This window comes from Neobacillus sp. SAB-20_R2A, from assembly GCF_049568635.1.
Taxonomy (GTDB): Bacteria; Bacillota; Bacilli; order Bacillales; family Cytobacillaceae; genus Neobacillus; species Neobacillus citreus.
The window spans coordinates 3,016,484-3,032,613 of sequence record NZ_CP145895.1 but is presented as its reverse complement, the minus strand read 5'-3'; the positions used below and the strand labels follow the sequence as shown (position 1 = coordinate 3,032,613).

General features: G+C 42.7%; 10 protein-coding genes. All 10 read left to right on the top strand.

Annotated features, from left to right (window positions below; all coding sequences use genetic code 11):
- Positions 1–2: 2 nt before the first annotated feature.
- The 10 genes from V5M37_RS14690 (at position 3) to V5M37_RS14645 (ending at position 16,077) form a co-directional block, all read left to right on the top strand.
- Positions 3–1,355: a (Fe-S)-binding protein gene (locus V5M37_RS14690; protein ID WP_423797961.1), complete on the top strand. Its 1,353-nt coding sequence runs from the start codon at positions 3–5 to the stop codon at positions 1,353–1,355.
- Positions 1,355–2,821, top strand: a complete 1,467-nt coding sequence (locus V5M37_RS14685; RefSeq protein ID WP_423797960.1) for an FAD-linked oxidase C-terminal domain-containing protein — start codon at positions 1,355–1,357, stop codon at positions 2,819–2,821. The genes V5M37_RS14690 and V5M37_RS14685 overlap by 1 nt, the downstream gene beginning before the upstream one ends.
- An 86-nt stretch (positions 2,822–2,907) precedes the next feature.
- Positions 2,908–5,088, top strand: a complete 2,181-nt coding sequence (locus V5M37_RS14680) for a malate synthase G (RefSeq protein ID WP_423797959.1) — start codon at positions 2,908–2,910, stop codon at positions 5,086–5,088.
- A gap of 165 nt (positions 5,089–5,253) precedes the next feature.
- Positions 5,254–6,456: an NAD(P)-dependent malic enzyme gene (locus V5M37_RS14675; RefSeq protein ID WP_423797958.1), complete on the top strand. Its 1,203-nt coding sequence runs from the start codon at positions 5,254–5,256 to the stop codon at positions 6,454–6,456.
- Between the two features lie 14 nt (positions 6,457–6,470).
- Positions 6,471–7,250, top strand: coding sequence for a fumarylacetoacetate hydrolase family protein (locus V5M37_RS14670; protein WP_423797957.1), 780 nt, complete (start codon positions 6,471–6,473; stop codon positions 7,248–7,250).
- Positions 7,251–7,325: 75 nt separating this feature from the next.
- Positions 7,326–8,102 (top strand): IclR family transcriptional regulator, encoded by a 777-nt coding sequence (locus V5M37_RS14665; RefSeq protein ID WP_423797956.1) that lies wholly within the window; start codon positions 7,326–7,328, stop codon positions 8,100–8,102.
- 390 nt (positions 8,103–8,492) lie between these two features.
- Positions 8,493–10,187, top strand: a complete 1,695-nt coding sequence (locus tag V5M37_RS14660) for an L-lactate permease (protein WP_423797955.1) — start codon at positions 8,493–8,495, stop codon at positions 10,185–10,187.
- 412 nt (positions 10,188–10,599) lie between these two features.
- Positions 10,600–13,269, top strand: coding sequence for a response regulator (locus V5M37_RS14655; RefSeq protein ID WP_423797954.1), 2,670 nt, complete (start codon positions 10,600–10,602; stop codon positions 13,267–13,269).
- Positions 13,270–13,286: 17 nt separating this feature from the next.
- The gene (locus tag V5M37_RS14650) at positions 13,287–14,132 is read left to right on the top strand and encodes a CheR family methyltransferase (RefSeq protein ID WP_423797953.1); all 846 of its coding nucleotides are present in this window, start codon (positions 13,287–13,289) and stop codon (positions 14,130–14,132) included.
- Complete coding sequence (locus tag V5M37_RS14645; RefSeq protein ID WP_423797952.1) at positions 14,101–16,077, top strand: PAS domain S-box protein; 1,977 nt, start codon at positions 14,101–14,103, stop codon at positions 16,075–16,077. The genes V5M37_RS14650 and V5M37_RS14645 overlap by 32 nt, the downstream gene beginning before the upstream one ends.
- Positions 16,078–16,130 lie beyond the last annotated feature (53 nt).

Below are 16,130 nucleotides of genomic sequence, written 5' to 3'. Positions count from 1 at the left end.
TGATGAGTCTTATAGAAGCAGATTTAAAGAAAGACCCAGCATGCACAACTAGTTTAAGTAATTATCTGGCGAAGGATCACCCAGATGAAAGCAAATGGGCAGATTGTGTACATTGTGGTATGTGTTTGGAATCATGCCCAACTTATGAAATTACTGGTCAGGAGCAACATTCTCCGCGCGGCCGCGTCCATTTGATTAAATCGGTGGCGGAAGGACGGCTCACTGTCAATGAACAGTTTATGGATCCTGTTTTCGCTTGTCTTGACTGCCGTGCTTGTACAACTGCCTGTCCAGCGGATGTGGAAGTCGGCGGACTGATTGAAGAGGCCCGCGGCCAGATTCGCCAAGCAATGCCGTTAACAGGCGTAAAAGGTGCGGTAAGCAAGGTGTTCCTGCAGGGATTATTCCCGCATCAAAATCGCCTCAATAAACTTGGAAGCCTGCTGCGATTCTATCAAAAGAGCGGTATGCAAAAGGTTGTAAGAAAGTCAAAGCTGATTAATATCATGCCGCAGCATCTTGTCGATATGGAAGCGATCATGCCCGAGGTCAAAGAGCCTGTTCGAAAAAAATACAAAGATGTCAATGTCATTAAGTCCAAAGGGGAAACAAAGCGCGAGGTGGCATTCTTAACAGGCTGTGTGATGGACGTGATGTTCAGTGATATTAATGAAGCAACGATTAACGTTTTAACCCGTAACGGGAATGATGTAACGATTCCGAAGAACCAAACCTGCTGCGGAGCACTGCATGTCCATGCGGGGGACCGTGATATGGGAAGAAAGCTGGCAAAACAAAATATCGAGGCATTTAAGGATTCAGATAAGGTGATTGTCAATGCAGCTGGCTGTGGCTGTGCCTTAAAGGAATATCCTGAGTTATTCCAGGATGATCCTGAATGGCATGAAAAGGCGGAAGAGTTTTCTGCGAAGGTAGAGGACATTTCGAAACACCTTTATGATACAGGCTACGAAATACCAAAAGCGGAATTAAAAACTCGGATTACTTATCACGATGCCTGCCATTTGGCGCATGGACAGGGGATCCGTCAAGAACCGCGCGATCTGTTGATCAATATTCCTGGAGTGGAAATGGTTCATATGCCAAATTCGGACCGTTGCTGCGGCAGTGCGGGAATCTACAATATTACGAATCCGGAAATGGCTTCTGCCGTCCTTGAAAACAAAATGCAAAATGTCCCGGATGATGTTGAAATGATTTCGATGGGGAACCCAGGATGTATGCTCCAGATGGCAATGGGTGTACAAAAGCATGGCAGAAATCAAAAGATTGTCCACACAGTTCAGCTGCTCGATTGGGCTTACCAAAAAGAAGACGGCAAGGGGGAACTCTAATGGCGGTCAAGGGAATCAAATCAACCGATCGGCATATTTTAAATCTTGCAAGGATCGTAGGAGACACCCGGTCGATTATTTACAATAAGGAAGATCTCATCGCATATGACTGTGATGGCTTCACATTACACAGGCATTTGCCCAAAGCCGTTGTATTCCCGAATAACACTGAGGAAGTGGCTGCCCTAGTGAAATATTGCGCAGAAAATCAGCTGCCATTCCTCGCACGTGGGGCAGGAACAGGCTTAAGTGGCGGCGCCATCCCTTTAAATGGTGAGGTCATTATTAGCTTAGTTCGAATGAAAAAGCTGTTAAGTGTTGACTTCGAGAATCGCCGCGCTGTGGTTCAACCAGGCTTCGTCAATTTAAAGCTGACGAACTCCATTTCTGATAAGGGCTACTATTATGCGCCAGATCCTTCCAGTCAGTATTGCTGTACAATCGGTGGAAATGTTGCAGAAAATGCCGGAGGTGCTCACTGTTTAAAATATGGGGTAACAACCAACCATATCCTTGGTCTCGAAATTGTTTTACCAAACGGTGAGATTGTTGAAATTGGAGCCAACGGCATTCCTGATGAGCCGGGCTATGATCTACTCGGGCTATTAACAGGGTCTGAAGGAACTTTAGGGATTGTTACCAAAATTACGGTCCGTATCCTAAAAAACCCTGAATCAAAGAAAACGGTGCTGGCTTATTTTGATAAAGTGGAAGACGGCTCACAGGCTGTTTCCGATATTGTTTCTGCAGGGATTGTCCCAGCCGCTCTAGAAATGATGGACAAAACAGCGATTGAAGGGGTTGAGGCAGCCGCCTTCCCAGTCGGGCATCCTAAGGATATCGAAGCCGTGCTTCTGATTGAAGTAGATGGTATTGAAGCTGGTTTGGATGAGCAAATTAATCAAATTCTTGACGTCTGCAAAAAAAGGAACGTACGTGAGGTCAGAGCAGCAAAGGATGAGGCGGAACGCGGCAGATGGTGGGCGAACCGGAAAACAGGTTTCGGTGCTATGGGCGCGATCTCTCCTGATTATTTAGTACAGGATGGCGTTATCCCTCGCAGCAAACTGCCGGAAGTTCTAAATAGAATTAACAAAATTAGTGAAGAATCCGGACTCCGGATTGCGAATATTTTTCATGCGGGAGATGGAAACTTGCACCCGTTAGTTCTTTTTGATGCCAGAATTCCCGGGCAAAGTGAAAAGGCTTTGGTAGCCGGAAGTGCCTGTTTGCAGGCTTGTGCAGATGTGGGCGGTACTATCACCGGTGAACACGGCGTCGGAATTGAGAAAAGAGAAGAAATGCGCTTCGTCTTCACCGATGAAGAAATTATCGCACAAACAGATGTTCGAGAGGTCTTCAATCCTGATAATCTATTAAATGCCGGAAAACTATTCCCGATGCCGGGGCGATGCGTGGAAATTAAGAGGGATCTAAAAGAAAAGGAAACTGCTATTACATCCTAATTTTAACGGCATGGAAGTTCCCGCTCAATCCATTAACATATTTTTCGAAACTATTACTTTTACCAAATCAAGGGAGGAACATCATCATGACTAATTATGTAAAAAAGGGAAATCTACAAGTGGCCCAGGAACTCTATGAATTTATTAACTCGGAAGCACTTCCGGAAAGCGGATTGACTGCCGATCAGTTTTGGTCCGGTTTTGAAGCGTTAATCAGCGACTTAACGCCTAAAAACAAGGAGCTGCTGGCAGTTCGTGATGATATTCAAAACAAACTGAACACATGGTATCGCGAAAATAATGAAAACTTTGATTTCGAAGCATATAAGTCATTTTTAACCGAAATTGGCTACCTTGAACCGGAGGTAGAAGATTTTGAGATTACAACTGAAAATGTGGACGATGAAATCGCTGTGCAAGCCGGACCGCAGTTAGTTGTACCAGTTAATAATGCCCGCTATGCGATTAATGCTGCCAACGCCCGTTGGGGAAGCCTTTATGATGCACTTTATGGAACGGATGCGATTAGCGAAGAAGCTGGTGCCAGCCGTGAGGGAGGTTACAATCCTGTCCGCGGTGCAAAGGTCATCGAATTTTCCAGGAATTTTCTTGACCAAGCGGCTTCGTTACAAGGAGCATCGCATAAAGACGCGGTTTCCTATACCGTAGCAGATGGTAAACTACAGGTTGCATTAAATAATGGAACAACGACTGGGTTACAAGATGAAGCAAAGTTTGTCGGCTATCAGGGAACACAGGAAAATCCATCCGCCATTCTTTTAAAAAATAATGGACTTCATTTTGAAATCCAAATCGACCGAAATCATCCGATAGGCAGTACGGATGCGGCTGGCGTGAAGGATGTGATCCTTGAATCGGCGATTACGACCATTATGGACTGCGAAGATTCTGTAGCGGCCGTAGATGCTGAAGACAAAGTGCTCGTCTATCGCAACTGGTTAGGCCTTATGAAAGGTACACTTTCTGCTACTTTTGAAAAAGGCAATAAAACGATGACACGGACACTCAATCCTGATCGCAGCTACCTGTCTCCGGCCGAAGAGGAAATCACTTTAAATGGACGTTCCTTGCTATTTGTCCGCAATGTTGGACATTTAATGACTAATAGTGCCATTCTTGACGCAAATGGTGAGGAAATTCAGGAAGGTATTTTGGATGCTGTTCTGACTAGCCTTATTGCCAAACATACACTCTTAGGCAATGGTCCATTCCAAAACACGGAGAAGGGTTCAGTCTACATTGTAAAGCCAAAAATGCATGGTTCAGAAGAGGTTGCTTTTGCCAATCAGCTATTTGACCGCGTGGAAGATTTGCTTGGACTTGAGCGCAATACGTTAAAAATCGGTGTTATGGATGAAGAACGCAGAACCACTTTGAACTTGAAGGCATGCATCAAACAGGTAAAAGACCGGATTGTGTTTATTAATACTGGGTTCCTTGACAGAACAGGCGATGAAATTCATTCTTCCATGGAAGCTGGTCCAATGGTCCGTAAAAATGATATGAAATCATCCAAATGGCTCCAGGGCTATGAACAATCCAATGTGATTGCCGGACTTTCAAGCGGATTCATGGGCCGTGCACAGGTCGGCAAAGGCATGTGGGCTATGCCGGATTTAATGGCGGAAATGCTAAAGCAAAAAATCGGTCATGTAAAAACGGGAGCCACTACAGCTTGGGTGCCATCTCCAACTGCTGCGACATTGCATGCACTGCATTACCATGAAGTAGATGTAAAAGAAGTACAGAATGAAATGCTTCATCAAACTGGAGACTTCCAAGATGATATCTTACAAGTTCCTGTTGCAAAGAACCCATCCTGGACTCCTGAAGAAATCCAGGCAGAGCTTGACAACAACTGCCAAACTCTTTTAGGCTATGTTGTCCGCTGGGTAGATCAAGGAGTTGGCTGTTCAAAAGTACTAGATATCAATGACGTGGGGTTAATGGAAGACCGCGCTACATTGCGAATTTCCAGCCAGCATTTGGCAAACTGGCTTCACCATGGTATTTGTACGAAAGAGCAAATTCTTGAAACATTGCAGCGTATGGCCAAGGTTGTTGATAAGCAAAATGCAGGAGATCAGATGTATCACAACATGGCTCCGAACTATGATGACTCCGTTGCCTTCCAGGCTGCCTGCGATTTGATTTTTGAAGGCTATGACCAGCCAAATGGCTATACGGAGCCAATCCTGCATCGCAGACGGATTGAAGCAAAGGCTAAGTTCGCAGTGAAACAATAATCGATTTGAATAGATGAATTCTGGGGCATTCTTGTAATGAGAATGCCTTGGAAAAAAGTCAACAGTTTAAATTATTCGTTGAAATGAGAGACTGCACCGAGCCTAAGACCGCCATTTTCAACATTACTCAAATTTTTTGAAAAAATAAATGGAGGTTATGAGGCTATGCAAAACCTAAGGGAGACTTCGCTGGAACTTCACAAGCAGTCAAAAGGGAAAATAAATATCGATGTTAAGGTTCCGGTGGAAAATGCATATGATTTAAGTTTGGCTTATTCACCGGGGGTGGCAGAGCCTTGTAAAGAGATCTATGAAAACCCAGAAAAAGTCTATGACTATACGATTAAAGGAAATCTTGTAGCGGTCGTATCGGATGGATCAGCCGTACTAGGCCTTGGGAATATTGGTCCAGCAGCGGCAATGCCCGTTATGGAAGGTAAAGCCGCATTATTTAAGGCTTTCGCTGATGTGGATGCATTTCCAATTTGCTTGAATACGAATGATGTGGAGCAAATTATCCAAACGGTAAAATTACTGGAACCAACATTTGGCGGCATCAATTTGGAGGACATCGCAGCACCGAATTGTTTCATTATAGAAGAGAGACTTAAAAAGGAAATGAACATCCCTGTTTTTCATGATGATCAGCATGGAACGGCAATTGTCACGGCAGCTGGATTAATTAACGCTTTAAAGGTAGTTGGCAAACGTCTTGAAGATACGAGAGTAGTAGTCAATGGCGCAGGTGCGGCGGGCATTGCCATTACAAAATTGCTACTGAGAATGGGAGTATGTGACATCATTTTGTGTGACACAAAAGGCGCTATCTATGAGGGACGCCTAACAGGAATGAATTCGATGAAAGACTCGATTGCTATGCTGACCAATAAGAGCCATATTCATGGAGATTTAAAAGAAGTGATTAAAGGGGTAGATGTGTTCATCGGTGTATCTGCCGCTGGAGCAGTCACACAAGAGATGGTCATGTCCATGAACGAGGATGCGATTATTTTTGCCATGGCAAACCCAATCCCTGAAATCATGCCAGAAGAGGCAATGGAAGCTGGAGCGGCAGTGGTAGGGACAGGACGCTCTGATTTGCCGAATCAGGTGAATAATGTTCTTGCATTCCCTGGTATTTTTAAAGGGGCGCTGAAGGTCCTTGCTTCTGAAATAAATGAAGAAATGAAGCTGGCTGCAGTTTATTCCATTGCCAACTTAATCACGCAGGAAGAACTTTCCCGCGAATATGTGATTCCACATCCTTTTGATAAAAGAGTTACAGAAGCAGTAACCGCAGCAGTTGCGGAGGCTGCCATTAAAACAGGAGTCGCACGAAAGAAAATGGAGCAAGAAAAAACTGTTTGAGAGGAAGTATCACAATGAAATTTACTAGATTTACACAAGGTTTAACTGTTTATACAGGTGTGATAAAAGATAGCAACATCCAGGAAATTAAAGGTGATCTGTTTGGAGAATGGGAGTTTACGGGGAACAGTTTCTCTGTAGCTGACGTAAAATTGCTGGCGCCGCTTGAACCAAACCAAATCATTGGGATTGGCGCAAACTATGTGTCTAAGCTTGAGGATCTGCCAACCGAGCTTCCGGAAATTCCAGTTTTCTTCTTTAAACCAACCTCATCCGTTATTGGTCCCGAGGATGAAATTATCATTCCAGAGGGAATTGAACAGGTAAAGTTCGAATCTGAGTTAGCGATTGTCATTGGTAAGGAAGCTAAAAACGTTCCTGAATCAGAAGTGTTGGACTATGTATTCGGATATACGGTAGGAAACGACGTAACAGCCCCTCAATTTTTCCATCAGGACGGGCATTGGACAATTGGCAAGTCTTTTGATACCTTCACTCCGCTCGGGCCTGTGATCGAAACAGAACTGGACCCATTCGCTGTAAAGGTAGAAGCAAACCTGAACGGTGTGGAGAAACAAAATAGTGCTACGGAATTAATGATTATTCCGATCCGAAAAATGGTATCTTATTTGACAAAAGTGATGACTCTTAAGCCGGGAGATGTGATTTTGACAGGCAGTCCGCTTGGAGCTGAGCTGGTTGGTGCCGGAGATACAATTGAATGTGAAATTAAAGAAATTGGGACATTGCGTAATACATTTGTATTGGCAAAAGAATCCGTTAAATCTAATTAAATCCCTAGCAATGGCCGGTAAAAGATTTATGCTTTCATGTAACTTATTAGGGACAGTATTTTGAGGTGAGCGATTATGGATAGAGAGAATATGGTCAAATCTGTAAGCAGGGCGTTGGATATTATTCATTTGGTGAGTTTAAAAAAGGGCGGATTAGGTGTGACAGAGATTGCTAAACAAATAGATATCAACAAAAGCTCTGTTTACCGCATCCTATCAACATTTGTCCAGTATGGTTATATCGAGCAAGATGAAGTTACCGGCCGCTATAAACTGGGTTATAAATTCTTAGATATCAGTTCAAAGTTGCTTGAATCCATTGATCTAAGGGCTGAGGCAAAGCCATTCTTAAAACAATTGGAAAGCGAAAGCAATGAAGTTATCCATCTTGTTGTTTATGATCAAGGGGAAGTCGTTTATATCGAGAAATTAGAAGGTACTGAAACGTTACGAATGCATTCCAAAGTAGGAAAAAGGGCTCCCATGCATTGTACATCCGTTGGTAAAGCCATCCTTGCTTTTCAACCAACTGATGTTGTACTGGATATTCTTGAGCGAAAAGGCATGCCGATGCACACAGATAAAACCATTACCAATAAAGAAGAGTTTTTCCGGGAACTGGCGAACGTAAAACGGAAGGGTTATGCACTTGATTTAGAAGAAAATGAATATGGAATTACATGCATTGCTGTACCGATCTTTGACTATACGGGCAAAGTTGTTGCGGCAGCCAGCCTCTCTGGACCAACAATACGAATGACGGATGATCGATTAAAACGACTTGAAGCACGAATGCTGCACATAGCAAAACAAATATCAACACGACTGGGTTTTGAAAATAGAGTTAGCTAAGAATATTTGACTAGTATAAATGATATACTGGTCAAATATATTTTTGAATTTTTTTAATTATAATTTTCTAAAAATTGTTGTAATTCAGATAAAAATCCGTATAATAAAAGAGTGATCGAAATGTGTTATATAACATTTGAATTATTGTTGTATAACATGTTTCGTCCTTAGCAACAAATTTAAGGGTTGTTTCTTATTACGAAACGAAGAGGGGGGAAGTTTTTAAAAAAAATTAAAAGTATGAAATTACAGCGTTTCGCAGTCACTTACATATTAATCAGTCATCATAGAAATCTATTGATTTATCCATCAGAACTATTCATTTCTAGGTCTGAAAAGGGATAAGACCGATACATGAAAATTTTAATTTTTTTATGATGGGGGATTACTATGACATTTACACAAAATTTCACGGCGGTGGGAGATAGTCTCGCCTTATCCGCTTTGGTAGCTCTTATACCAATTTTATATTTTTTCTGGGCTTTAGCCATAAAACGTATGAAAGGCTATTTAGCTGGTTTATCAACACTACTAATTGCTTTAATACTTGCAGTAGTTGCATTTAAAATGCCTGCCGGTATGGCGGTCATGTCTGCCACGCAGGGTGCCGTATATGGAATATTGCCTATAGGCTGGATCATTATCACATCTGTATTCCTCTACAAATTAACTGTCAAGACTGGCCAATTCGATATAATCCGCCATTCGGTCGTTTCACTTACAGAGGACAGACGTCTTCAAGCACTTTTGGTAGCGTTCTCATTTGGAGCTTTCCTTGAAGGAGCTGCCGGTTTTGGCGCTCCAGTTGCCATCTCGGCAGCGCTTCTTGTGGGTCTTGGATTTAATCCTCTTTACGCTGCTGGCCTGTGTTTAATAGCCAATACAGCGCCTGTTGCCTTTGGTGCAATCGGAACTCCCATCATTGCCGTCGAAGGACCAACTGGGATATCAGCATTGGAAATTTCCAAAATGGTCGGACGTCAGTTGCCGTTCTTATCATTATTCGTTCCGTTTTATTTAGTTGTTATTATGGCAGGGTTTAAGAAAGCATTGGAAATCTTACCGGCCATTTTCATAACAGGGTTCACTTTTGCAGTAACTCAATACTTAAGCTCCAACTTCCTTGGTCCAGAACTTCCCGATATTTTATCTGCATTAGTGTCATTGTTTGCCCTAGCAATCTTCTTAAAATTTTGGAAACCAAAAACTATTTTCCGCTTTTCATCTGAGCAAGAACTGGCTGCATCCGTTGCTGCCAAAGCATCTAATAGTCAGCAAGTAAAATACTCAGGTGGGCAAATTTTTAAAGCTTGGTCACCATTCCTTGTATTGACTGCATTTATTACGATTTGGGGAATCCCAACAGTCAAATTGGCTTTGACAGGTCATTATGAAGGAACAAACGCTATTTTGAAAGCGGTAAATGCTCTTGGACACGCGTTAACACTGATGCCTGAAGTTCCATTATTAAACAACAAAGTCATTAATGCTGCCGGTGCTCCTGTTGCGGCCATTTATAAGCTGGAAATCTTGGGTGCAGCTGGTACATCAGTCATTATTGCGGCCATTGTCACCAAGTTTATCGTTAAAATTTCTTGGAAAGAATGGGTTGCAACCTTTGGGGAAACTCTCAATGAATTAAAGTTCCCTATCATTACAATCGCTTCAGTTGTAGGGTATGCCTATGTAACTAACTCATCAGGGATGAGTACGACATTAGGAATGACGCTTGCAAAAACAGGTTCCCTATTTGCCTTTTTCTCTCCAGTCCTTGGATGGTTAGGCGTGTTTATCACTGGATCAGATACATCATCGAACCTTTTGTTTGGTGCAATGCAAAAGGTGACAGCACTGAACCTTGGTATGGATCCGGTATTAGCAGTCGCTGCAAACTCTTCGGGCGGGGTTACTGGAAAAATGATTTCACCACAATCGATTGCTGTAGCGTGTGCAGCTGTAGGCCTGGCAGGAAAAGAGGCCGACTTGTTCCGCTTTACGGTTAAACACAGTATTGTTTTGGTCTTTATTGTCTGTATCATGACATTCCTGCAAAATAGCAGTGTATTAGGTTGGATGGTTCCATAAAAATAGAATCCAATCCGTTTCGATTAAGGTCAGCCAAATTTTAGGCTGGCCTTTTTGTGATACCTGGTGAAGGTACAGTGTCTTGGGCGGTGTGTTTTTTAATTTGCTAGAAAAAGGGAAAATGGGGATTAGATAACCTAAAATTGGTAGGATTTGAACTAATTATTGGAAGATCTGCGGTTGGCTTTTATCGACAAGTTTCTAAACAGAATCCCATCTCTATTTGTCTTAAAAATTATTTTTCGAGCTTTGTCGAAAAAACAAATTTTCTTAAAAAATTTTTGTTAAAATAATTTGAATAAGTCTGATTTTTATTCTAGTTAGTTTCAATAGGTTAATTGTAAACTAGAGTATATAAATGAAATAGTTTTTAGCATTAAACAACACTTGGCAGAGCGGTGAAAAAATAATTATGAAATTTAAAACAAAATTGTATTTAGGGTTTGGCTTATTGATTTTCCTGTTTATTGTTTTTTTATTATTCTTAATGATGCTGATGAATCAGTTGAACACGAATATGAAGAATGCCGTTGACAACTACGAACTGGCAAAGACTGCCTACAAGATCCAAGATTCCCTCAATTGGTATCGCAGTGATTCCAAGGGCATTTTGGCGAATCCGCCGGCTGACCTATTAAAAGAATTTCAAGACCATAAGGAACAAAGTTACTTGAATGCCAATCAAGCGATTGAGAGTCTCCGTAAGCTCGACAAACGCGAAAAATCTCAGAAAGTCATCGCTGAATTACAAACATTAAGTATTCAGCTCCGTGCCATGGAGGCCAAGACCAATAAGTTAATGGAACAAAACAAGGACGAAGAAGCAAGGAGCCTATTTTGGTATGATACGTGGGATGTCATTGATAAAATGACAAGTGATGCCACTTATTTACAGACCATTCAGGAGGATGGAGTCCAAAGTGAATTTGAACTGTCGAACGATACCACCTCCACCGCCTACAAATTCATATTTGGCTATGCTGTCGCCGTTCTCATCTTGGGCGGAGCGATCACATTCTTTATCCTAAGGAGCATGTCTAAAAATTTAAATGATGTCATGTCTGTTTTCACAAACGCCGCCTTTCGCAAGGGGGACCAGCTGCCGCGGATCAAGGTGAAAACAAAGGATGAAATCGGAAAAATCTCAATCGCTTATAATGAAATGGCCCAGGTGCTTGAAAAACATCATAAACAAGAAAAAGAATTAAAAAATGCAGCTGAGGAACAAAGCTGGTTAAATACGAAGATTGCGGAAATTGCCACGATGTACCCCGGCATTAACAACCTCAATGAATTAGCTCATCTTTTTATTACAAGGTTGGCGCCTATTGTCGGGGCAAGCTACGGGCTTATTTATATGAAGGAAGACAGCGTATTTCGAAAGTATGGGTCATATGCCGGCCAGGAGGAGCCTGTTGGGCGGGAAAGTTTCTCTGTGGGTGAAGGGCTAGTCGGTCAATGTGCGCTTGACAGAAGGCCGATATCGCTTGAAGACATACCCGAGAATTATATCAAAATTTCATCCGGCACTGGTGAAGCGTCCCCAAACAGCATCCTTGTCATTCCTGCTGAATATCAGGGAGAAGTGCTTGCTGTCATTGAACTCGCTTCATTTAAACCATTCGCTCGGCTTGAACAGGTACTCCTTGAGGAAGTCGTCAGCCATCTTGGTATCAACATTAAGAGTATCCAAAGGCATATGCGGGTGGAAGAATTGCTCCAGGAATCACAAACCCTGACCGAAGAGCTGCAAAGTCAGTCCGAAGAGCTGCAATTGCAGCAGGAAGAATTACGGACCGTCAATGAACAGCTTGAAGAACAGTTCAAAAGCTCGGAGAAAAAAACGCATGAACTTGAAAAAATTAAAAATATGCTCGAGGAGAAGGCTCAGCAATTAATGATGAGTTCCCAATATAAATCCGAGTTTCTTGCCAATATGTCACACGAGCTGCGGACACCGTTGAACAGCTTGTTGATTCTAGCACAAATGCTTTCAGAAAACAGCGCTCAAAACCTAACCCAAAAGCAGGTTGAATATGCAAAAACAATCCTCTCCTCCGGTCATGACCTGCTGCGGTTGATCAATGATGTCCTTGATATCTCTAAAATTGAGGCTGGTAAGATGGAGATTTACCTTGAGAAAACGGAGATTCAAGAAATAAAGGCATCACTCGAGTCACAATTTTTCCCGCTGGCACGGCAAAAGGGACTCGATTTTTCGATTCAGCTTGACCCTTTTTTACCGGGTCTAATCCATACCGATCCACAGCGGCTCCAGCAAATTCTTATCAATTTGCTATCAAATGCCTTCAAATTTACAGAAAAGGGCCGGATTATGCTGCAGATTGAGAAAGCAAAGCAAACTGTTTTTTCAGAGGAAAAGGGAAATAATCAAGTCGAAACCATGATTGCTTTTTCAGTAAGGGATACAGGGATTGGCATTTCACAAGAGAATCAGAAGTTAATTTTTGAGGCCTTTCAACAAGCCGATGGAACGACAAGCCGCAAATATGGCGGTACTGGCCTGGGGCTATCGATCAGCCGCGAACTAGCTCAGCTTTTAGGCGGCTATCTGACGGTTGACAGCACAATCGGCGAAGGCAGCACGTTTACATTATACATCCCTGGTTTGGCACATGAACCAGCACAGCTTGAGGCGGCCGTCACGGTTGAAGAATCAAAGCCGGTTGGTTTTACCGGGGAATCGCTTGAAGGGAAAAAAATCCTGATTGTCGACGATGATATGCGCAATATTTTCGCTTTAACAACCGCACTTGAAAGCTATTTTGTTGAAGTAGTTTTTGCGGAAAATGGCAGAGAAGGCATCGATGTCCTCCAAAAAAATCCGGATATTGACCTCGTGTTGATGGATATTATGATGCCGGAAATGGATGGGTTTGAAGCGATTCGCGCTATCCGCCAGATGCCTGAATACATGAATCTTCCTATCATTGCCCTGACCGCAAAGGCAATGAAAAGTGATCGAAAAAAATGCATCGAAGCCGGGGCATCTGATTATATCAGCAAACCCGTGCATATAGAGCAGCTTATTTCCATTATGCGAGTTTGGCTATATCGATAAGAAAGGTTTAATTATAAATGGAAAAATTAATATCATTCGACAAGAGTGAAATTGAAAAGATTGAAATGAACCTGCTGCTAGAGGGGATTTATCGATTATATGGGGTTGACTTCCGTAATTATTCTACCCCGTTTGTAAAGCGGCGAATTGAACATCGGATCCGGACAGAGAAGCTCTCAGGAATCTCTGACCTCCAGCGAAAGATTCTCTACGACCCGCTGTTGATGCGTCGCTTTTTTAACGATTTTTCAATAAATGTGACGGAAATGTTCCGGGACCCTTCGTTTTTTCTAGCATTTCGGACAAAGGTTGTTCCGCTCTTGCGCAATTTTCCCGCAATTCGGATTTGGCATGTCGGCTGCGCGACTGGTGAAGAGGTCCTGTCGATGGCGATTCTCCTGCATGAGGAAGGCCTTTATAAAAAAACTAGACTTTATGCCACCGATATTAGCGAGGGGGCCCTGGACCAGGCCAGAAAAGCGATGATGCCCTTGAACAAAATGAAAAATTATACGAAAAACTACCTTGAGGCAGGCGGGACAAGTGCTTTTTCCGAATATTATGTTGCCCGGGAGTCATGCGCAGCCTTCCATTCTTTTCTTACTGAAAATGTAGTGTTTGCGCAGCATAATTTAGCCACCGACCAATCGTTTAATGAATTTCATGTCATCATTTGCCGGAATGTCATGATCTATTTTAATAAATCGCTGCAAAATCGTGTGCTGCACCTGCTGCATGAAAGTCTGTCTGCATCCGGATTCCTTGGCTTGGGAAGTAAGGAGGGAATCCAGTTTACCGATATCGCAAATTATTATGAGGAAGTCGATTCTGATGAGAAACTCTACCGTAAAATCCATTCATAATATCCATCCTGTGGATCCAATCAATATTTTAATGGTCGATGACCGCCCGGAAAACCTGCTCGCTTTAGAGGCCGTTTTAGCATCGCCCCATTATCGTTTAGTGAAGGCAGGCTCGGGTGAGGAAGCGTTGAAATGTGTGCTGAGGCAGAATTTTGCCGTCATTTTGCTGGATGTGCAAATGCCAGGCTTGAACGGTTTTGAAACGGCAAAATTGATTAAGGCGCGGGAAAAATCAAAGTTTGTTCCCATTATTTTTATCACGGCTATCAGTCAAACGACCGAGCATGTCCTAAAGGGATATAATTTAGGGGCAGTTGATTATATTTTTAAACCGTTTCATCCGGAGACATTAAAGTTAAAGGTACAGGAGTTTGTCAAAATCCATCAAAATCAGGGTCGTAAGGAAATCGAGCGGCAGCAAGAGCTTCTTCATGTAAACGCAAAGCTGAACAAGACGACCCTTGATTTGCAAAAAAAAGAAGAATTGGCCCGGGTGATTGAAGAAACACTGATTGACACAATTATTACGTTTGACCAGGAAGGGTCGATTATCTCGGTCAATCCTGCAGTTCAAAAATTATTTGGCTATTCGATGGGGGAGTTTTTGGGACTTAAAATGGAGGACCTTTTTGTAAAAATGTGGGATCAAAATGGACCCTCCATTGGGAAAATGCTTGAGGCTGTTGCCAAGCATAAAAACGAAAATCACTTTCCTGTCGAGCTGCAAATCGGTGAGGCGGTTATCCATAATGAGCATTTCTACGTTTGTTCGCTGCGCGATATTACCGAGCGAAAGCAGCAATACGAGCTGCTCGAGAAGCTGGTGGAAGAGAGGACGAATGAACTTGTCATTGCCAACGAAAAGCTGCGTAAAGAAATAGAGGTACGGATGCAATTTGAAGAAGAGCTGCGAAAGGAAATTGAAGTCCGAAAACAATTTTCTGAAGACCTGCGCCTGTCGCAGGAGCATTTTTATAAAATTTTTCAATCAAGCCCCTGCCTGATTGAAATTCGTTCAATGACTGACAACAGGTACCTGGACGTCAATGCAAGCTGGCTCAAATTTACCGGTTATTCCTTAGTAGAGGTCATTGGCCGGCAGCCGTCGGTTTTACCTGCCTGCCACAAGGAATCCTTGCAAAATGAAAAGATTCATTACCTAACAAAATCAGGAGAGAAGCGGCAGGGTTTGTTGGCAACGGAAATCATTGAGGTGAAAGGTGAAAGCTGCATTCTCAGCGTGATAACTGATGTAACCGAGCTTGAACAATTGGGAGCGAAAATGGCGCGCCTAGACCGACTGAATTTAATTGGTGAGATGGCGGCGGGAATTGCCCATGAAATTAGGAATCCGATGACCACCGTCAAAGGGTTTTTGGAGCTTTCAAAAAAAAGCATCGACAATCTATCCGTTCAATATATTGATTTAATGCTGTCCGAATTGGACCGGGCCAATTCAATTATTTCCGAATTTCTTAATTTAGCGAAAAACAAGCAATCGTATAAAAAATCTCAGTGGTTGAATCCGATTATTGAGGGGCTTTACCCTTTGATCAAAGCCGAAGCGCTGCTGACGGATAAAACGGTCTCCCTGCTGTTATCGGAAGTTCCGAGGCTTTATCTTGATGAAAAGGAAATTAGCCAACTGATTCTAAATCTTTCCCTGAATGGGCTCGAGTCGATGGCAGCGGGCGGGGAATTGACAATAAAAACTTATCTTGACGGGCAGGATGTAGTGCTGGAAATCCAAGACCAAGGCTCCGGTATCGAACCTGAACTGATCGATATGATCGGGACGCCGTTTTTCACTACCAAAGATTCCGGGACTGGCTTGGGCCTGCCCATTTGCTATAGTGTCGCTGAGCGTCATGGAGCCGTTATCGATCTGCGAACAAGCACTGAAGGAACTACCTTTTTTGTCCGTTTTCTGGAAAGGGATTTCTAGAGAAAAACACATATTTTTTTGTTTGACAAAAAAATATGAGGCAAAAGAACCAT